Origin of the sequence: Clostridium carboxidivorans P7, from assembly GCF_001038625.1 — a bacterium.
Taxonomy (GTDB): Bacteria; Bacillota; Clostridia; order Clostridiales; family Clostridiaceae; genus Clostridium_AM; species Clostridium_AM carboxidivorans.
Genome location: NZ_CP011803.1, coordinates 2,910,057 through 2,931,612 on the forward strand (window position 1 = coordinate 2,910,057; position 21,556 = coordinate 2,931,612).

Here is a 21,556-nt window from a genome sequence, read left to right on the forward strand (position 1 = left end):
TACCATCAAAGTGATGATTTTAGTATTTAATTCTATTTTATGCAATCTACATTTAACCACATTTTAAGCTTTTCATTTGAAGGATTTGTAAAAAACTCAACCTTATCTCCATATTCGATAATTTTACCTTTATCCATGTACAGAACATAATCAGCTATTCTCTTTGCTTGATACAAGTCATGAGTAATCATTATTACAATTCTGCCATTTAAGGACATACTTTTTATTAATTTTTCAGCAACTAATGTGCTTTCTAAGTCCATACTGGCAGTTGGTTCATCTAATAAAGTTATCTTTGTCTCCAGCATAGCTACTCTTAAAAGAGCTGTTTTTGATTTTTCTCCACCAGATAAAGTTTTTGCATTCTTATCCATTAATTTTTCCATATCAAAATCTTTAATATAGGAATTATACTTTTGTAAAAGCTCTTCCCACCTTTCCCCTTTAAATAAAAGTCCTTTTATTATATTTTCCTTAACAGAAGTATTGAAAATATATGGTTTCTGAAGTAACATTGAAATTTTATCTTTTTCATCTTTAAAATCTTTATGGTCGTATTTTATGCTTCCTGAATTAATTCTATTTACTCCTGCAATACACTCAAGAAATGTACTTTTTCCACTTCCATTTAAGCCTAAAATTATGTATAATCCAGTGTTTTTAAAATTAAATTTGTCTATATTTAGCACTACTCTATTTCCATATTGTTTTATAATATTTAAAACCTCAATATTCATCAGTTTCACTTCCTTGAAATTTGTGGAGAATAATATTTATAATTAAAGAAATAGAAAGTAGTATTACTCCTATAATAATAGCTCCTTCAAAATTTCCTTTTCCTGTTTCTAATGCTATATATGTGGTCATTACTCTTGTATGATCTTTAATATTTCCTCCTACCATCATTACTGCTCCAACTTCTGAAATAGCTCTTCCAAAGCCACTGGCAGCTATAGTAAGTAACTGTTCCTTCATTTCCACAATTATAGTTAATAAAGTTTTGAATCTTGAAGCACCAAGCACTTCACAATTTTTTTTAATCTCCCTACCCTGCTTTTGTGTTGAACTAATTGTAAGACCAGTTATTATAGGAAATACCAATAGTGTCTGTGCTATAATCATAGCTGTTGGAGTAAATAAAAGCTCCATACTACCTAAAACACCTTTTCTAGAAAGTAGTAAATATACTAAAAGCCCCATGAGTACTGGTGGAGTACTCATAAGGGTTTCTAATAATCTTACTGCAACTTTTTTCAATTTGAAGTCTTTAAGTCCTGCTAAAATCCCTATAGTTATTCCTACTACTGCTGCCATAACTGTAGATGACATGGATACCATTAGGGACATACCTATAACAGGAAGTAGTTCTTTTATAAGTGTTAGCATTTTAAAAATGTCTCCCATTATAAATTATTTTTTAGCATTTGGAATAAAAAGTGCCTGCCCGTATTTGTCTTTTCCATATTCACCTATAGTTTTTTGAATTTTATCAGACAAAATCCAATTGTAAAATTCATCTGCTTCTTTTTCCTTAAGTTTAGGATTCTTGGCAGGATTTAATTTTATTACTCCATATTGATTATATAACTGAGGACTTTTCTCTGTAACAATTTGAAGCTTTAACTTGTTTTTCATAGATAAATATGTTCCTCTATCAGTTAAAGTATAGGCTTTCATTTCATCTGCCATTTGCAATACTGCACCCATTCCCTTGCCTGCAGATACATACCAGCTTCCACTAGGTGTAATTCCTGCGGACTTCCACAAGCCTTTTTCTTTGCTGTGAGTACCTGATTCGTCTCCTCTTGAAATAAATTTAGCATTACTATCCTTAATTATCTTTAAAGCTTCAACTGGATTATTATAAGCCTTTTCTTTAATCTTAGCAGGATCTTCAGCTGGTCCTACAATAACAAAATCATTATACATTACATCATTTCTTTTAAGACCATAACCATTCTTTATAAATTCTTCTTCCTTTGCTTTATCGTGTACTAAAAGACAATCGGCATCACCATTTTGTGCAAGCTTTAAAGCTTCTCCTGTTCCTTTAGCTACTACCTTTACATCTATTCCAGTATCCTTTTTAAATAATGGAACTAAATAATCTAAAAGTCCCGTATCCTGGGTACTGGTAGTAGTAGCTAGTACCATACTTCTAGCTTCCTTTGGTTTAGCAGCTTCTTGCTGTTTAGTAGTGCATCCCACTAAAAAAACAAAAATTAAACTTAATAATAGTGCAAGTTTTTTCTTCATAAAAAAGACCTCCTATTTTAAAACTTGTATAGAAAAGAACAAAAGTAAGTTCTTTCTTTTTAGTAGAATGTGTAATCCTTTATGAATCTATTCATATCAAGTCAGAGGACTTATGGTTGAGAATTATCATTTAAAACTACACGTATTTTACAACTTCGACCATTATTTCATTTTATACTATCTTAATTGCAATATTATAATGTTTTTGCTATTGTTGTCAATAATTTTTTGTAAATATCTAAATAAATTAAATATTATGCAAAATTCAGCATCTTTTATGTTTTTAATTATTGACATTGATATAATCTTCCATTACTATATTATATAAATCAGAATGGTTATATAATATTTCCTTTCACTATTGACTAAAAAATATTTAATTTAAATTTTAGGGTGGTTATTACTATGTTACTGAAAAAATTATATTTAGAGCTTACAGATAAATGCAACTTAAATTGTAAAATGTGCTACAGAAAATCGTGGGAACAAAATTTTTGTGACATGAAAGATGATTTACTAATTAAATTAGTAAATGAACTAAAAACTCACACAAAATTAAAGGAAATAGTTATCGGTGGTATAGGTGAACCTACCTTCTCTAAGAATTTTAAGATGGCACTAGAATTACTAAAAGATTACAAACTTACAGTTACTACTAATGGCACTTTAATGGACAAAGAGTTATTAGAATACCTTATAAAATACGTTGATGTTGTAACCATATCCATTGACGGATTATTTGATAAGTATGAAGAAATAAGAGGTTCAAAGTTAGATTTAATTATAGAAAATATAAATCTTCTTAATAAACTCAAATATAAATTTTCTTCTAAAACACCACTTGTTGACATACAATTTGTATTATCTAATGAAAATTTAAAGGAAATATTTAAAGTTATGGATTTAGCAAGTGATTTAAAAGCTAATAAATTTATAATCTCAAATATCATTCCCCAAAGTGAAGAAAATAAAGATAATATATTGTACGGCCGATATGAAAATAAAAGTATAAAAGATTTATTTAATGAGCTAACGGTACATGCTATGCATAAAGGAATTAAAATCTCACTACCCAATTATGAATTAAAAACTATACGTAAATGTGACTTTATGGAAAATCACGCTGCTTTCATATGTGCTTCTGGAGATGTAGCGCCTTGTTATAGATTTTCCCACCATTATACAGAGTATGTTTTTGGCAGAAAGAAGGAAATAGAAAAATTCATCTTTGGAAACATAAAAAATGATACTTTACTCAATATATGGAATAACATAGAATATAAAAATTTTAGATATAGAATTTTAAACAACAAATATCCTTCATGCATAGATTGTGATCTTGTTGATGGATGTGATCATGTTAATGATGCAGAGTCAGATTGTTACGGTTTATCTCCCACTTGTGGAGATTGCTTATGGAGTAGAGAATTTGTTCAGTGTCCTTAGATGAATTTTAAAAAAACATATTATCCAAAATCTTTTAAATAGTTTTGGATAATATGTTTTATATAATTTTTCACATTTCTAATAAATTGCAATTAGGCAAAGTAAATATCTTATTTTAATTTTAACTTAGCTAGTGCATCTGCCAAAGCTGAATTCATTGGAGCTTCATTTTCCTTTTTCATCTTTTTCATATAATTTGCTACATCTCTTTTACTGTTCTTACCTTCCTTATTATCAAATCTTTTATTGAAAGAAGCTGCTTTTTCCCTGAAACTGCAAGTTGTACAAACATATATTTGGCCATCTCCGTGTCCTCTAAGCTCAAGTTTTTTGTGACAGTTCGGACATCTAGCATTAGTTAATCTTGCTAAATTTTCTCTATGACCGCAGGCTCTATCCTGACACACAAGCATTCTTCCATGCTTTCCATTTACCTCAAGCATATATTTGCCACATTCAGGACATTTAGCACCTGATAAATTATCATGTTTAAATTTATCATGGCTTCCTTTTACATCTTCAACAAGCTTCACTGAATAGTTTCTCATATTGCCTATAAAACTCTTATCATTTAATTTTCCCTTACTTATTAAATTTAAATCAGTTTCCCATTTTGCAGTTAAAAGTGGTGATTTTAAATCCTCTGGTACCAATTCTACAAGCTGTTTTCCTTTAGAAGTTGGTATTATTTCCTTACCTTTTTTCTCTAAATAAAAAGTATTAAATAATTTTTCAATTATATCTGCTCTTGTAGCAACTGTTCCAAGTCCACCTGTTTCTCCTAAAGTTTTTGCATATTCCTTATTCATGTTTATATATTTTTGAGGATTTTCCATCGCAGACAGCAATGTTCCTTCATTAAATCTTGCAGGTGGTTTAGTTTGACCTTTATGCATCTTAACTCCTGTAAGCTTTATGCTATCTCCCTTATTTATTTGTGGAAGCACTTGTTCCTTTAATTCATTTTCGTGTGCATCATTATCATCAAAATCTTCATCTTTATCATATACAGCCTTCCAACCCTTTGATTTAATTACCTTTCCACTGGCTACAAAGTTTTCTCCATTAACTTCTACCTTTACAGTGGTCTGCACATATTCAAATGGAGGAAGCAATACACTTAAAAATCTTTTAACTACTAAATCATATACTTTTCTCTCTTCATTGCTTAATTTTGAAAGATTAACTCTTTCTTCTGTTGGAATTATAGCATGATGATCTGAAACCTTACTATTATCCACAAAACCTTTATGTGCTCTTATTTTTCCCTTCATAATTTCCATAGCAAATTTACTATAGTTTCCTACTGATATTGCCTTTAATCTATCTGGCAGTGTAGGTACTATATCATCTGAAATATATCTTGAATCTGTTCTTGGATAAGTCAAGAATTTATAGTTTTCATACAATCTTTGCATTATTGAAAGAGTCTGCTTTGCTGAGAAACCAAAAAGCCTATTGGCATCCCTTTGAAGCTCTGTTAAATCATAAAGTGCTGGCGCATATTTTTTCTTATCACTTTTTGTTACATCAACCACTTTTCCATTTTGATTATTAACCTTTGATACTATCTTGTTTGCAAAGTCTTCATCAAAAGTATTAAAATGTCCTTTACCGCCTTGCCACTGAAGAGTATATCCATTAGCACTTCCAGTTATGCTATAGTAATCCTTTGGTTTAAAGTTTTTAATTTCTTCTTCTCTATGAACAATCATAGCTAGTGTTGGAGTCTGAACTCTCCCTGCTGAAAGTTGAGCATTATGCTTGCATGTAAGCGCTCTTGTAACATTAAGCCCTACAATCCAATCTGCTTCTGCCCTACTCTGTGCAGCTCTATACAAATTATCATATTGTGATGCAGGTTTTAAATTTCTAAAACCTTCATTAATAGCTTTATCCGTTTGAGAAGAAATCCAAAGTCTTTTTATAGGCTTATTTATCCTAGCCTTTTCAATTATCCATCTTGCTACCAATTCTCCTTCTCTTCCAGCATCTGTAGCAATAACTATTTCCACTACATCTTTTCTATTTAACTGTTCCTTTACCGCATTAAATTGTTTACTAGTTTGTTTTATAACTACAAGCTTCAAATATTTAGGAAGCATTGGCAAATCTTCCATCTTCCATGTTTTATATTTATCATCATAAGCCTCTGGGTCCGCTAAAGTAACTAAATGTCCCAAAGCCCAAGTTACAATATATTTTTCTCCTTCCAAACATCCATTGCCTTTTTTACCACATTTTAATACTCTTGCAATTTCTCTACCAACAGATGGTTTCTCTGCAAGAACTAATATTTTTCCCATATACTTTAAATCCTTTCTTCAAGTAAATTCAATAAAAAACAAAGTTAATATAACTTATGTTTTTATAGTTATAGACATATTAATTATACTCATTTTTAAAGTAATATCATAGACTTTATATAATTTAAATGAGATTTTATATAATTAAGCCTTTAAAAAATGTTTTTTAATTTAAATTATGTTTATAAGAATAACATTAATGATATAACTTGAATTTGGCAAGTAATTTTTTAATTTTTAGAACTACTTGACGGTATGAATAAAGGATAATAAAGTTTCAAATTCAAAGTCTATAAATTAGCTTCACTATTCCATTTTCTGCAATTCACATAACTTATTGAGATTATAATAATAAGTGTAATAATAAATACATATATAGAATATTTCATGCTTATCCCTAAAAAAGTATATAGAAGAATAACTGGAGTATCAGCTATAAATATAGTCAAAACATACTTAATAAAAGACATCCCGGTTAACACAGAAAAGAAACATACTACATCTGATGGTACTATAGGAGAGGAAACTCCTAAAGCTAGGATTTTAACATTATTATTTTGAATTAACGAGTATATTTTGGGATATTTATTAATTATCTTTTCTTGATACCCCATACCAATTGTGGCCTTAACAAATAAAAATAAGAAAATCTCACTTAATAAATTTGCTATGGTAACTAAAATAAATGCTTCTACTGGATTAAATAGTATTCCTGCACTTATAATAAAAACGGTACAAGGAACAAGAGTAAAAATTCTAAATGAAGCAATTGTTAAAAACAATAATGTACTGTACTTAGGATATGCTTGTAAAAAACTAGTGATTTTGCTTGCTCCATCAATATACAATTGATATTTTAAAAATACACCTAGGATTGCTATCCAACATAAAAAGATCATACCTTTAAATAACTTATTCATTATTCCCACCTCTATTTTAATATTTAAAACTTCATAGCTCTTCTTTTTTCTAACTATGAAATTTATTATATATACTATTTATTAAATAAAGGTCGGGAAAAACATTAAGAATTATTAAGATTACCTTTAATATATATTACGATTATAAATTTAAAACTCATTAACAAGGATAGACTTATAGCCTTTTTTTAAGAAGTGGCACTTTAATTAACTCTTTAGCTTTATCTATCACAAAATCTTCTATCAAAAAAATTACATAAGAAGATATCATTTTCTTGAATTCAATGTATCCAAAACAAAAATAGAACCCCTAAGAATTTAAACCTTAGAAAGTTCTATTTTTTTATTATATTTATTTAACAAGCAAAAAGTCATATCTATTTATTTACTACATGAATTAGATATCCTATATTTATAACAGTATGAAAAACATCTACTCCATAGATAATACCAAGCCTTAATGTCCTCTGAAAAAGTTACTTCGTAATATTTTTAAATTACGAAAATCATATAATTTAGTATAACTTTTTTAAAATCTCCAAATCTTTAACATAATTTAAGTTCACAAACATCTCCAAGTCCTCGCTGTAAGTTCTTGTAACCTCTTCTGGAATATAATGAATCTTTGAGTTTTTTATTATATCATAAAGAAGTAGATTATTATTATCTATTCCCTTTTCAAACTCTTCTATTAGATCTTTAGAGTAAAAGGCATACATTGGTTCAATCCATTTACCATTTTGAGGAAGAACACACTGACAGTTATCTTCTTCAGCTATTTTCATCATATACTTTATATATTCTATATTTACTATAGGCATATCGCAAGCCATGAAAAAAACATATTTAGAATTGGCATATTTCAGTGCTGTATGCATGCCACCTGCTGGACCGTACTCCTTTTTCAAATCTTCTAGCACTGTATATTTTAATGTCTTAAACTTATCCTTTTTTTCAGCTACTAATATCACTTCATCAAAGACAGTTTCTAATTTTTCAGCAATAAGCTCTATTAAATATTTACCTTTTATTTCTATCTTACTCTTATCAAAACCCATTCTACTGCTTTTACCCCCACAAAGTATAACAGCAGTTCCAACCTTCTTCATTAAAATTCCCCCTTAATGCAAAAGTCCCATATAAAAAACAGTAGCATATACTACTGTTTTTTTAAAGCCTTTTTTAAAGTTTTTCTCTTACAGTGGCAGATAATAACTCACAGAACTTAGTAAGGTCTTCTTTATTATCGAAGGTTCCTTGAGCTCTCTTATCTTTTCCGCCGCCTTTTCCATTAAATTCTCTTATATGTTCTTTAAATAATTTTCCACAGCTTATATCTATATCTGTATTATTTAGGAATAATATTTTTTTGTCCTCTAATGATGCAAAAATAACTATGTAACCTTTATTCTCAAGTATAGAACCTATTAATTGTATATCTTCAAAGTTCTTATCCTCAAATTGTATAGATATAAGTTTAGATTTTGCATTTTTAATTATACTTTCTGCTTCAATTCCTGCTATAGTACTTTTTGATCTGCTGGATTCTCTTTTTAAACTCTCTATTTCTTCAAACTGTTTATTAACTCTATCCAATATTCCATTTTCATCTACAGATAGAACTTTATTTAAACTTGTTATAATATCATGTTTTACTTGAAAATCCTTAAAAGCTCTCTTTCCACATTTAATATAGATTCTAGTCATTCCTTTATATCTTTCAGCTTTTAAAATCTTTACTATACCTACTTCACTAGTAGTTTTAACATGTGTACCACAGCAAGGGCAGCAGTCCATATCTTTTGCTTCTACTATTCTTATATCCTCATCTACATTTATCTTTTTTCTTGCAGGCACTTTATCTACTTCATCCTTAGTAACTATATATGTATCAAAGCTTCTATTTGCATATATGTACTCATTCACTTCATCTTCTACCTTCTTAACCATATCTTCAGTAAAAGGATCTATATCTATATCTACAGTTACATATTCTTCTCCTAAATGAAATCCTTTATTGTTTCCACCATAGAGCTTATAAATAGCTCCTGAAAGTAAATGTTCCCCTGAATGCTGCTGCATATGATCAAAACGTCTTTCAAAATCTATTGAGCATTTTACCTTCTTATTTTCTGGTGCTTTATCCATATGGTGATATATTATCTCACCTTTTTCTGAAACATAACTTACCTTTATTCCATCTATTGTTCCAGTATCTGAAGGCTGTCCTCCTCCCTCTGGATAAAATGGTGTTTTATCTAGTACAACAAGTACCTTTCCATCCTCTTCTATTATATCTAAAACATTTGCTTCACTCTCTGTTATATAAGCATCCTTATAATATAGTTTTTCTGTCAAACTAAACAGCTCCCTTCATAATTTAAACATTTAACTATATTTTATCCTTTTTGCCAAAAGTTTTAAAGTTTTTTTTACTTTTTACTGTTCCAGAATAAACAAGATCCAAAGGTCCCTATTATAAATACTCCAAATATGGTTTCAACCATAACAAGTATACGCACTAAAGTAGAATTGGGTAATATATCTCCATAACCTAAAGTAGTAATAGTTACTGTACTAAAATACAAAAAATTCCACAAGGAATGTTTAAATTTATCATTTACGATCTTTTTTAATACTATAGGGCTATCATCTAAAAATGAAATGGAGTTTTTCATCAAATTTACAAAATAAAAATTTAGAGGATAAAAATAGTTTTCATTATTAAAAATTTTATCATAAATTATAGGGTAATTTTCTATCCAAACTTTTACCGTGTCAATCTTTTCAAATTTATTGTTATCATTTTTATAAACTTCATAGTTATCGTGCTCATTTTTATCATTAAGCCTGTATAAAGAAATCTTCAAAACATAAGTTTTAAACTTATTGATCACGTTATATTCTTTAACATCTTCTATTTTCATATGGGTAATTCCCTTTTCCTGAGCTAGTAGGTAGTAATAATTAGCCCATGTATCACCTAATGAATTATTAAAGTCAAAATTATACAGCTCTTTTCCATCTAAAATTTTTACTGGCTGCCTTTTATATTCTCCCGCTATTATTAAATCATTTATAGCATTTTTTAAATCTTTACTGCATGTACCTATTTTCATATCTTTTTTAAAAGCATTTATTCTAATATTTGTATTTATATCTTCTTGAAATACGAAAAATTCTCCTGAAGATAAATTAGCTATTTTCCAATAGATTATTCCAAAAACTAATATTGTGCTTAAATATAATATTGTTATGAGTATAAGTAAATTAACTTTTTTTACATCTCTTAGAGATTTAAGTACATTCATATTCATCCACCTTATAAATATGTTTATACCTAAATTTTATTAATAATTTCAAAAATATATAATAAAAATCTTCTTTAATTCCAGAACTTAAACTGATATTTTCTTTTCCACCTTTTTACTTTTTGTAGAATGAGGAAGTAAAGATATAAAAATAAGTGCCAATAGCAAAATTATGATTCCAAAATAATAAGTATCTCTTTGCGCAAGTAGATAAACATCTTTCACCCCTAAATGTGTCTTTTTATTATAAACCAACTGGCGAGATGCTAAAATAATGGTACTAGATGCAACTCCCAATGTCTGTCCAAGATTACGCATAGTTGCTAACATTCCAGAAGCAACTCCAGCATGTTTTCTAGGCGCTGAACTTAGGATAGCTGTATTAATAGAAGAAACACTCAAACCATTTCCAATTCCCATAACAATCAATGCAATAATTACTATAACATAATTGGATGATACTTTTAATGAACTCATAATTAAACAACTAACACAAATAAAAATCAATCCCACACTGGATGGCAAACGCGTTCCATATTTATCAGTCATACTGCCTCCAACAGGTGACATTACCATCATTGCAATTGATGATGATAACATGATTAATCCTGACTTATCTGATTGTAATGCTAATACGTTTATTAAGTAGAATGGTAACAAATAGGTAATCAATTGTTGAACTAAATACGAACACATACATGCTGCATTTGCCATAGAGAATGTTCTATTTTTAAATAACTGTAAAGACATTAATGGTGATTTTATATGTTTTTCATACATAATAAATATATTTAATACTAAAATACTAAAAAACATACATACTAAAAATGATTTCCATCCCCATTGATTACTAAAGTTAAGTCCTACTGAGAAAGTACCTATTGACATTGCAAATAAAATTGCACCAAGCCAATCCATACTCCTGTTTTCAGAAGTTTCTTTGCTGTCGTCCGGCATAATAATACAGGTTGCAATAAACCCCAAAATACAAAGTGGTACATTAAAATAGAAAATAGCATGCCATGAAAAATGAGTCAATAAGACTCCCCCAATAGTAGGTCCTGCAGCTAATCCTACGGAAATAAATACAGAATTCACCCCTAAAGCTTTTCCACGTTCATTTAAATCAAAAGTTCGACTAACAATTGCCTGAGTAATAGAAACCATAATGCTATACCCAATTCCCTGTAAACATCTGAAAAAAATCAGCATTCCCAACTTTATCGATAGTAATGGTGCTGCAACACATACTGCTCCAAAAAATAAAAAGCCAATTTTAAATTGCCTCTTGTATCCATAAAGTTCTGCTGTACGTCCAAAAATTAGCAAAGCACAGCACGGTATCAAAGAATATACTAAAGCTAACCAGCTAACATTATTCTGAGTAACACCAAATTCTTTTGCTAGTGTTGGAAGCGCAAGATTTAAACTATTTACAGAAAATGATACTATTAGATTGGCCATACTAGTAACTGCAAATATCATCCACTTTTTATTCTTATTCTCGTTCATTTAAATACAACTCTCTTTCGACTATATAACATCTTGATTTATTATATTATATATATTATCATAATGATAATATAAAAGCATTTTTATCAATGTGTTCTTCCAAGCAATTGTTGAAAGATTTTTAAATATGTAAATAACTAGCTGTTTCAAAATTCAATGTTTGCGAATTTTCATAAATAAAAACCATATATAAAGGAATTTGTTTTTCCATATATATGGTCTTTGATTTCAGATAAAAGTTTATATTCTATCCTCAAAAATATTCTTTTATAACTCTTCCATTATCTTCTTTGCAAAATAATTTGCATTTAATTCTCCATCTACTTCTATTGCTATTACTTGACTTAAACCAGCCGCTTCTCCTGTGACATAAACTATTTCAGCACACTCGTCATCTACCTTTCTAATGACCATAGCTTCATCACCTTTTTTAATTTTTACCTTTTTTCCTTTATTAGTTTCTATTATAGCATTTTGTGTGAACTGAATTTTCTCTCCTATTTTATATTTTCTCATATGAATTTCCTCCCAAAGTAATTTGTTAGTTACTTTTATAATTTCTTAAATAAGCTCTATACTAATTAAATCGTTAGTATATAAACTTTCTTAAGATAAAAAAGATACATAGGAATATATAATACTCCTATGTACCCTTTTTTTCTTTCTGGTTAAATTTACATATGTCATAGTATATATGTAAAGATAACCACAAAATAATAAATTCGTATAATTAATTTTCTATATTCTTATTTTTGGTCTGCTTTAAGAACTGCATGAAGCATTACACTTGCAGCTTTTGTACATTGTTCAACTGAAGTAAATTCTGGTTCACAGTGGCTGTGTCCATCTTTACTTGGAGCAAATATCATAGTTGTAGGAATTACTTCAGATACATATTGAGCATCATGTCCTGCACCACTGTTGATGTACTGATTTGAATATCCAAGTTCATCCACGCTTTCCTTAACGTATTCTACCAATTTCTTATCATAATACACTGTATCTCTAGCCCAAGCCTTTTCTACTTTACATGTGCATTTTTCAATTTCCTTACCATCAAGACTCTTAACAATAGCAAGAACCTTTTCAAGGACCTTTGGATCTTCATGTCTTACATCAATTGAAAAATCAATCATATCAGGAATTACTGTATGAACACATGGATGACATACAATTTCTCCAGTTGTATATACAAGATCTTTATCACCTAATTTATCAATTTCTTCATGTAAGTAGCAAAGAGCCTTAGCTGCAGCAAACAATGCATCATGTCTCTTATGCATTGGAGTTGTACCTGCATGATCAGCTTGTCCGAATAATTTGACTCTGTAGTTGAACATACCAAGTACACAAGTTACAACACCAATATCATTACCTGCATCTTCAAGTATTGGTCCCTGTTCAATATGTGTTTCAAACATAGCCATATAGCCATTAGGTGCTAATCTGTTCTTTTCTTCTCCCTTATATGGACTTGCATCTAAAGCTTGTCCAAAAGTCTTTGTGCGATCTAATATGCTCTTTGAAGCTAACATATCTTCCTTTTTAAATTTACCACAAAGAATTCCTGATGACATCATAGCAGGTGGATAAAGAGAACCTTCTTCATTTGTCCAAATCATGGCTGTAATAGGATGTCTGTGTGGAATCTTATTAGTTGCAATTGTCTCCAAGACTTCCATAGCAGACAATACACCTAAAATACCATCGTAATTTCCACCATTTTTAACTGAATCACAGTGAGATGCCATTGCAATTCTTTTTAGTCCCTTTTCTGAACCTTCAATAGTTGCATATACATTAGCCATATCATCTGTCTCGATTGTTGCACCAATTGCTTTCATTCTCTTTACAAATTCATCTCTTGCCTGATGAGCTTCAGGTGACAATGAATATCTAGTAATTCCACCGTGACCTGCGTCACCAAATTTACTAAATGTAACAATTTTATCTTCCATTCTATCTTTATCACAAGTTATCATTTTATTTCCCATTTTAAAACACATCCCTCTTTAATAATTATATAATTATTTAAGCTATATCATCATTGGAGCTTTTCTTACTATAAATTTACCTGCTCCTTCTTTTCCTACAAATTTACCATCTTTAGCAACTACATTTCCTTTACTTATTGTAGTTACTGGATATCCCTTTAATTTGAATCCTTCATAAGGTGTATAATCCACATTTTCATGAAGCATAGATTGTGTAACTGTAGTTTCAATATTTGGATCAAATACTACTAAATCAGCATCACTGCCTACTGCAATAGTTCCCTTTTGTGGATACATACCATATACCTTAGCAGCATTTGTTGATGTTACTTGTACAAATCTATTTAAATCAAACTTTCCATCTACTACTCCATAAGTATAAATTAATGACATTCTAAGCTCTACTCCAGGTGCACCATTTGGAATCTTAGTGAATGATTCTTTTCCTAACTCTTTTTGTTTCATAAAGAAAGGACAATGATCTGTTGCTACTAATTGAACAGTATTATCTTTTAAAGCTTTCCATACAACAGGCCAATTTTTCTTATCTCTAAGAGGTGGTGACATTACATATTTAGCTCCATTAAAGTCTGGTTCTCTATAGTTGTCCTCAGAAAGTAATAAATATTGAGGACAAGTTTCTCCCATTATTGGATAACCTTCGGCTCTTGCACGAGCTATTTCAGAAATGGAAGCTTCACAAGTATTATGAACTACAAAAAGAGGTGCATTAACCATTCTGGCAAGCTTTATAGCTCTTCCACAAGCTTCTCCCTCTACTAAATCTGGACGTGATAATGCATGATATATTGGTTCAGTTTTTCCCTCTGATAAAAGTTTCTTTGTATTATAATCTATAGCATAATAGTTCTCTGCATGAACGCAAGTTAATCCTCCACTTTCGTTCACCTTCATTAAAGTTCTAAGTAAAGTACCATCATCTACTCTCATACCCTCATAAGTCATAAATAACTTAACACTAGAGTATCCTTCTTTAATCATTTCAGGTATTTCATTCATAACATCTTCAGTCATATCTGTTATATTCATATGAATACCATAATCTATAACTGCTTTACCATCTGATTTTTCACGCCATATTTTAGCAGTTTCTTTTAAGGATTTTCCTTTTGGTTGAACAGCAAAATCTACAATAGTAGTAGTTCCACCACAAGCTGCTGCTATAGTTCCAGTTTTAAAATTATCACTGGAGAAAGTGCCTCCAAAAGGCATGTCCATATGAGTATGAGGATCTATTCCTCCTGGAAATACGTATTTACCCTTTGCATCTACAACTTCAACTGCATCTTCATTTAAATCTGATGACAATTCTACAATCTTACCATCTTTTATACCAATATCTGCTCTATAAGTATCAGAAGCTGTTACTACAACCCCGTTTTTTACTATCATATCAAACTTTTTCATTTTATACCCCCCTAAAGTTATAATCCTTTATAAGATAAAAACCCTGCATTATATATCATCTGCTTAACATTCTTAATATGATATAATTAATCTATGAAATTCATCCATATGCGGCTAATAAACCTCATATGGATGAATCCAATAATATATTCCGTTATCCTTGTTTTTCCACCAAATTCTCTTCCGTTTCCTTCTTATTGGTTAATCTTACTAATAATTCTCCACCAGCATCTGAAAGCAAGCCTACAACTGAACCCATTAAAAGTGCTACTACTGTAGATAAATAGGTTCCATTTAAAGCAAGCATTCCAAAAGTTGTAGAGCATCCAATATATACTCCTGGTACAAACGACAAGTTCTTCCACTTAGCTTCTGCAACTATACCAAATGAAATAACTCCCGTCATAATAGCAACTATATTAGGAACATGGAGAACCTTAGATACTTCCACACAAATTATGGCCCATAATACTCCTACCATATTTGCAATCATACCTTTTACCCAGCCCTTTATAAATCTCTCTCCTGATGCATAATAGGTTGTAGTGCCCATAAACCCTGCCCAAGTTGAAACTCCAACGGCTGCGCTTAAATTAGCCCATATCCATGCCAATATCCCCATGCTAATAGCACCTGACATTATCGCGCTCATAAAAACTCCCCTTTACCGTTTTTTGTTAAAGAGATATTTCTCTCTTTACACCGAAATCTTTAAATTCGATTTCTCCTTTTGTTATACATCCTTCTATTGGGCATACTAGTGCACATAAATGACAACCTACACAATTATCTTTATTTATTGAAGGTTTTCTATTTTCTTCATCCCATACTACAGCTTGATGAGCTCCATCGTAGCATGAAATATAACATCTTCCACATCCAATACACTTATCAGTATCATATTTTGGATATACTATATAATCTCTATCTAAATTTTCAGCTGGTACCATATTGTCAAGTGCTGCACCAACTAAATCTGAAAGCTTTTCTACACCTTTTTCTTCCATATAGTATTGTATTCCACTTATCATATCCTCAACTATTCTATATCCATACTGCATAATAGCTGTAGTTACCTGAAGATTTGCTGCACCTAACATTATAAATTCAAGAGCATCTTCCCAAGTTTCTATTCCTCCAATACCACTTATTGGAACATTTTTAAGTTTTGGTTCTTTAGCAAGTTGATTTATAAATCTTAAAGCTATTGGTTTAACAGCTTTTCCTGAATATCCAGATATAGATGATTTACCATTTACTATTGGAAGACCTACTTTTTTATCTAAGTCAACTCCAGTAATACATTTTATTGTATTGATGGCAGCAATTCCTGTAGCTCCACCTTCTATTGAAGCTATTGCTGGTACTTCCATGTTTCCTATATTTGGAGTCATTTTTGCAAGTACTGGAAGATGAGTTCCTCTTCTTACTGCTGCTGAATATTTTTTAACTAGTTCAGGATTTTGTCCAACATCTGAACCCATAGCATGACTTGTCATTTGTGGACATGAGAAGTTACATTCAATAATGTCTGCACCTATTTCTGTAACAAGCTGTGCAAGTTTAGTCCATTCTTCTTCATTTGAACCCATTATTGAAGCTACTAATACTTTGTTTGGATAATTTTCTTTAAGTTTTTTCATATCTGCAAGATTCTGTTCAAGTGAATGTTCTGAAACTTGCTCCATATTTTTAAATCCTATAAAAGGAGTTCCTTCTTTTTTATTAGCATCAAAACGTGGTGAAACTTCTATCATTTTTTCCATAGCAGCTGTCTTAAAAACTATGCCGCCCCAACCTGTTTCTAATGCTTTTGCACACATTTCATAATTATTTCCAACTGGTGATGATGATAGGAAAAATGGATTTTCACATTTTACCCCACAAAACTCTATTGAAAGATCTTTTTTTCTCATTTAAACTACGCCTCCTCAATTTCCTGTGTAACTATCTTATACCTGCTAAATAAGAATCTATTGATTCTCCAGCTAATTTACCTAATGCAACAGCTTGTACAACTGTTTTATCTCCCTCAACTATATCTCCTGCTGCAAATACATCTGATACATTTGTTCTACAATCTTCTGTAGCTACTATTCCTTTTCCATCAACTTTTACATCAACAATAGCTTTTACATCTTCTGGTTCTTGTCCTACTGCAAATATGATCATATCAGCTGTAAGTTCTACTGCAGCTGATCCATCAAACATGCCTTCTGCTTTAAAACTTGCAACATTTCCGCCATTGCCTGTTATTTCTGATGGTTTAAATCCTGTAAATATAGGAATATTTAATGATTGGATATATTCTCTTTCTTTTACATCTGCAGGCATTTTTTCTATAGTTCTTCTGTAAATTATTTTTACGTCTTCACATCCAAGTAATTTAGCAGTTGATGCACAGTCCATAGCAACGTCACCGCCACCGATAACGATTACATGACTACCTACTTTTACATCACCTTTATTAGTTTTAGCTTTTCCAAGGAAATCTACACCGTTTACAACGCCTTCTAAATCAGCGCCTTTAACATCTATAGCTTTTCCTTTTTGAATTCCACTAGAAATTAAGAATGCTTTAAATCCTTTTGATCTAAGATCATCTATTTTAATATCTTTTCCAACTTTACAATTTGTTTTAAATTCTACCCCTAGTTCTTTTATGTAGTTTATTTCATCTTCTACAACTTCTTGAGGTAATCTTTCAGGTGGTATTCCGTAACTTAACCATCCACCTAAAATATCTTTTTCTTCAAATACAGTTACGTTATATCCTCTTAATGCAAGTGTTGCTGCTGCTGAAAGACCACTTGGTCCAGCACCTATAATTGCTACTTTTTCTTTTGTAGCTTCTACTTTGTCTAACACTTTCATATTTATATTTTTCTCGTAATCTGTTAAATATCTTTGTAACTCACCTATTCTTATAGGTTTGTCTATACCACATCTGCTGCAAGCTCCTTCACAATATTTGTCATAAGGGCATACTCTTGCGCATACTCCAGCAAGCACATTATTTGTTCTTATAGTTTCTACTGCTCCTTTGAAATTTCTAAAACGAAGTGAACGGATGAATTTTGATGGATTGGTTCCTGCTGGACAAGCCTTGCTGCAAGGTGCATCATGGCATAAAAGACATCTTGCTGCCTCTTCCATTGCTAAAAGAGGTGTCAATGGTTTGTTTGTTTCTTCTAAGTATTTTCTTGTTTCCATTTAGTATTTTCCCCTTTCGAGATTTTATATATTTTATATTTTATAATGGTTTTTAGAAGGAACCGTATATTTATATATATCTGTCTTCCTTCTGTTAACATATTAACACTTATTTTTCAACATTTCTACAGCTTGTCTTCTACTTTTTACGACACAGCTTGCTGGTTTGCTGTTGGAGAATATTTAATTTCATAATTTTATATAAATAGATTTTATTGTTGCAATTATGAAAACCTTTTTATTTCGGTTGTTGCATTGTAATAACCCTCTATACATTCAAATCAATGTATATTCAGTCAATTCTGTTTTTTCGACTTTTTCTTAAATTTTTTTATATAACTGTTAAAAAAATTTTTTTAAAAAATTTTCAAAAATCTTTTCTGAATACTATATTTTTTCCAAGTTCGATACCAATTACTGTATCCTTTAGCTATTTCATGCCAAATAAAAAGAGAAAGCAAAAACTAAGCTTTCTCTTTTACTTAAATTTTCTATCACTTTAATTTCCATTTAGTTCCTTCTTTAGAATCTAAAATTTCAATATTCATGAAACTTAATTTATCCCTAATTTCATCTGCTTTAGACCAATCTTTATTTTTTCTTGCCATATCTCTTTCTTTTATAAGTTCATCCACAAGTTCACTATCTATATTAGAATCTAAATTTTGTTCCTCATTTGGCTCAAACAAATTCATTGATAGTACTGTATCAAAGCTCTCTACTAAATGGCATTTTTCCCTGCTGGTAAGTTCATTATCTTTTACTACTTCCCATAGAACAGTAAAAGCATTTGGCATATTCAAATCATCACTTATTTTTTCTGCAAATTTATTCTTATAATTTTTTATCTTTTCCAGGTCTAATCTTTGATCCTCTTTTGCATCCTTTGCTAAAGCTGCTACTTTATTCTTTAATTTTTTATATGCAATTTCAGCATCCTTTAGTGCATCAAAACTGAATAACAATTGTTTTCTATATCTTGATTGAAGACAAAAATATCTATAAACTAGAGGATTAAATCCTTCTTCCTCTAATTTATTTACTGTTAAAAAATCACCTTTAGATTTTGACATTTTTCCACTATCCAGCACAAGGAACTCTCCATGCATCCAGTAATTTACCCATTTATGTCCTATTGCTCCTTCAGATTGAGCAATTTCATTTGTATGATGAACTGGAATATGATCTACTCCGCCGCAATGTACATCTATTCTTTCTCCTAAATATTTCATAGACATAGCTGAGCACTCAAGGTGCCAACCTGGAAATCCTCTTCCCCAAGGTGAATCCCACTGCATAATTTGATTTTTAAATTTTGAATTTGTAAACCATAATACAAAGTCTAGCGGATTCTTTTTATTTTCATCTACTTCTACTCTATTTCCAGCTTCTAATTCTTCCATGCTCAAATTTGCAAGCTTATTGTAATCTTCAAATTTATCGATTTCATAATATACATTTCCATTTGATATATAAGTGTATCCCTTTTCCTCTAGCTTTTTTATTAAATTTATCATATCATCAATATGTTCTGTAGCTCTACAAATTACAGTTGGAGTTTCCACATTTAATTTTTTACAATCATCTAAAAATGCATTTTCATAAAATTTTGCTATTTCCCATACACTTTTATTTTCACGTTTTGCACCTAATTCCATTTTATCTTCACCTTCATCTGCATCAGACTGAAGATGACCTACATCCGTAATATTCATTACATGTTTTACTTCATAACCTAAATATCTTAAAGACTTTTTTAATACATCTTCAAATATATATGTTCTTAAATTTCCGATATGTGCAAAATTATAAACGGTAGGTCCACAAGTGTACATTCCCACCTTTCCTTCCAATATAGGTACAAATTTTTCTTTTTTTCTGGACATAGTGTTATAAACATAAAAATCCATAGGTAGTCTCTCCCTTCAATACTTTTGTTTTTATGTATTACCAAAAAGTTCTTTATATCAAGTGATTCTTAGACTCAGATGGAAGTTTGCTTATGAGGAATACCTCTTACCTGAGCAAAAGCTCGTAAAATGCCATTTAGGCATTTTACCCATCTGAGTCTTAGAAGAACTTATCCAGGGGCGTGTCAGCCGTTATCTCCCACCTTAGGAGGATTGGAGTGTTACGGATGGTAGCCATCGGATAAATTTAGGTAATAAAAAACTACAGGATAATAAAAATCACCTGCAGTGTATAAAATAAATTTACTTAAATTTCAAAAAATATTTTTAATGTACGCAGGTCGTATTTGATTTTAAATGAAAATTAAAACAATTTAAACAACAACACATGATATACGACCTCCTAAAGTTTACTATATATAAATCTTACCACAATTATGAAATAATGCAATAATCTCGAAAAACTTTTATTATATATTATGTTTTATTATTTTAATATTATACATTAACTGACACTAAAATACAGAATAAAATTTATGATGACGTTTTTTAATTAAGCATAAACTAAAATTAATTGAATATATTTAGAAGTGTTTTTTTAAAATTTACTTTAAATCCCATAAGACATTTACCAAATCTTCATTGTAATATAAATTTGCCATAGGATTGTCGAAATACTTTCTGCCATCTCCATAATACATAAAGCATTCTTCTTCATTACGAGGTCCTTCCATCTGTATAGGAAAAAATAATCTTGTATACCTAAATGGTTTTACACCATTACCTATAATATCCATTTCATGTTCTTGAATATATATAAATTCTATAGATAATGCATCGTTTTTTCTTTTATTTATAAGCTCTTCGCTGACATCTTTTTTTATATTAAGAACCTTTGGGTTAAATCTTTTATTTGTTATTTTTACAATGTTGTCCATCTTTTTATCGGACTTTTTAATCACCTTTTGTTTACCCTCACTATAAACTATAATTTTATCAGGAATATCTATACATCCTCTGTGCTCATTATAACAGCCTATTAAACAAAGTTGAAATATGAAGGCAAAAACTAATATCAATAATATTCTATTTTTCACACCAGTCTCCCCTCTTAAAACCATAATTCTATATTGCCATTTGTCAAAATTATACCATTTTTCTTCCAATATTGCTATATATAAAACTTTACAATGTGTTTAATTCTTACAACAATTGCAGAAAATCATTTCAAAAAATTCACATTACAGTTATAATTTAAAA

Annotated in this window: 18 protein-coding genes; 1 reads left to right on the forward strand and 17 read right to left on the reverse strand. The window is 30.1% G+C overall.

Annotation, left to right across the window (positions count from 1 at the left end; all coding sequences use genetic code 11):
• Window positions 1–32: 32 nt before the first annotated feature.
• From Ccar_RS12745 to Ccar_RS12755, 3 genes are read right to left on the reverse strand one after another with little or no spacing between them, the layout of a single operon-like run.
• Window positions 33–737, reverse strand: coding sequence for an ATP-binding cassette domain-containing protein (locus tag Ccar_RS12745; RefSeq protein WP_007062350.1), 705 nt, complete (start codon window positions 735–737; stop codon window positions 33–35).
• Window positions 727–1,386, reverse strand: coding sequence for an ABC transporter permease (locus tag Ccar_RS12750; RefSeq protein ID WP_007062349.1), 660 nt, complete (start codon window positions 1,384–1,386; stop codon window positions 727–729). The genes Ccar_RS12745 and Ccar_RS12750 overlap by 11 nt, the downstream gene beginning before the upstream one ends.
• 24 nt (window positions 1,387–1,410) lie before the next feature.
• A complete protein-coding gene (locus Ccar_RS12755; RefSeq protein WP_007062348.1) occupies window positions 1,411–2,256 on the reverse strand; it encodes an ABC transporter substrate-binding protein in 846 nt (281 codons plus the stop codon).
• 405 nt (window positions 2,257–2,661) lie between these two features.
• On the opposite strand from Ccar_RS12755, the gene Ccar_RS12760 reads away from it, so the two are divergent.
• Window positions 2,662–3,702 carry a tungsten cofactor oxidoreductase radical SAM maturase gene (locus Ccar_RS12760; RefSeq protein ID WP_007062347.1) on the forward strand — a complete coding sequence of 347 codons (1,041 nt, stop codon included), beginning with the start codon at window positions 2,662–2,664 and terminating at the stop codon, window positions 3,700–3,702.
• 110 nt (window positions 3,703–3,812) lie between these two features.
• Here the strand turns inward: Ccar_RS12760 and Ccar_RS12765 are convergent, their stop codons facing one another.
• The 14 genes from Ccar_RS12765 to Ccar_RS12830 all read right to left on the reverse strand — a co-directional run bounded on the left by Ccar_RS12765 (window position 3,813) and on the right by Ccar_RS12830 (window position 21,393).
• Window positions 3,813–6,008, reverse strand: a complete 2,196-nt coding sequence (locus tag Ccar_RS12765; protein ID WP_007062346.1) for a DNA topoisomerase III — start codon at window positions 6,006–6,008, stop codon at window positions 3,813–3,815.
• A 290-nt stretch (window positions 6,009–6,298) separates the two neighbouring features.
• Window positions 6,299–6,928 carry a TVP38/TMEM64 family protein gene (locus Ccar_RS12770; RefSeq protein ID WP_007062345.1) on the reverse strand — a complete coding sequence of 210 codons (630 nt, stop codon included), beginning with the start codon at window positions 6,926–6,928 and terminating at the stop codon, window positions 6,299–6,301.
• Window positions 6,929–7,443: 515 nt separating this feature from the next.
• Window positions 7,444–8,037, reverse strand: a complete 594-nt coding sequence (locus tag Ccar_RS12775) for a molybdenum cofactor guanylyltransferase (RefSeq protein ID WP_007062344.1) — start codon at window positions 8,035–8,037, stop codon at window positions 7,444–7,446.
• 73 nt (window positions 8,038–8,110) lie between these two features.
• Window positions 8,111–9,286, reverse strand: coding sequence for an alanyl-tRNA editing protein (locus Ccar_RS12780; protein ID WP_007062343.1), 1,176 nt, complete (start codon window positions 9,284–9,286; stop codon window positions 8,111–8,113).
• Window positions 9,287–9,360: 74 nt separating this feature from the next.
• Complete coding sequence (locus Ccar_RS12785; RefSeq protein WP_007062342.1) at window positions 9,361–10,239, reverse strand: potassium channel family protein; 879 nt, start codon at window positions 10,237–10,239, stop codon at window positions 9,361–9,363.
• 87 nt (window positions 10,240–10,326) lie between these two features.
• Window positions 10,327–11,751 carry an MFS transporter gene (locus tag Ccar_RS12790; protein WP_048030080.1) on the reverse strand — a complete coding sequence of 475 codons (1,425 nt, stop codon included), beginning with the start codon at window positions 11,749–11,751 and terminating at the stop codon, window positions 10,327–10,329.
• 267 nt (window positions 11,752–12,018) lie between these two features.
• Window positions 12,019–12,267, reverse strand: coding sequence for a hypothetical protein (locus tag Ccar_RS12795; protein ID WP_007060247.1), 249 nt, complete (start codon window positions 12,265–12,267; stop codon window positions 12,019–12,021).
• 230 nt (window positions 12,268–12,497) lie between these two features.
• On the reverse strand, window positions 12,498–13,745 hold the full coding sequence (locus tag Ccar_RS12800) for a Zn-dependent hydrolase (RefSeq protein ID WP_007064956.1): 1,248 nt from the start codon (window positions 13,743–13,745) through the stop codon (window positions 12,498–12,500).
• A gap of 42 nt (window positions 13,746–13,787) precedes the next feature.
• Complete coding sequence (hydA, locus tag Ccar_RS12805; protein ID WP_007060245.1) at window positions 13,788–15,173, reverse strand: dihydropyrimidinase; 1,386 nt, start codon at window positions 15,171–15,173, stop codon at window positions 13,788–13,790.
• Window positions 15,174–15,327: 154 nt separating this feature from the next.
• Window positions 15,328–15,825, reverse strand: a complete 498-nt coding sequence (locus Ccar_RS12810; RefSeq protein ID WP_007060244.1) for a DUF1097 domain-containing protein — start codon at window positions 15,823–15,825, stop codon at window positions 15,328–15,330.
• A gap of 25 nt (window positions 15,826–15,850) precedes the next feature.
• Window positions 15,851–17,089: an NAD-dependent dihydropyrimidine dehydrogenase subunit PreA gene (gene preA, locus Ccar_RS12815; RefSeq protein WP_007060243.1), complete on the reverse strand. Its 1,239-nt coding sequence runs from the start codon at window positions 17,087–17,089 to the stop codon at window positions 15,851–15,853.
• Between the two features lie 31 nt (window positions 17,090–17,120).
• Complete coding sequence (locus tag Ccar_RS12820) at window positions 17,121–18,386, reverse strand: NAD(P)-dependent oxidoreductase (protein WP_007060242.1); 1,266 nt, start codon at window positions 18,384–18,386, stop codon at window positions 17,121–17,123.
• Between the two features lie 494 nt (window positions 18,387–18,880).
• Entirely contained in the window at window positions 18,881–20,296 is a 1,416-nt protein-coding gene (gene cysS, locus Ccar_RS12825) for a cysteine--tRNA ligase (RefSeq protein ID WP_007060241.1), read from the reverse strand.
• Between the two features lie 605 nt (window positions 20,297–20,901).
• Window positions 20,902–21,393, reverse strand: a complete 492-nt coding sequence (locus Ccar_RS12830; RefSeq protein ID WP_007064955.1) for a hypothetical protein — start codon at window positions 21,391–21,393, stop codon at window positions 20,902–20,904.
• Between the last annotated feature and the right edge of the window lie 163 nt (window positions 21,394–21,556).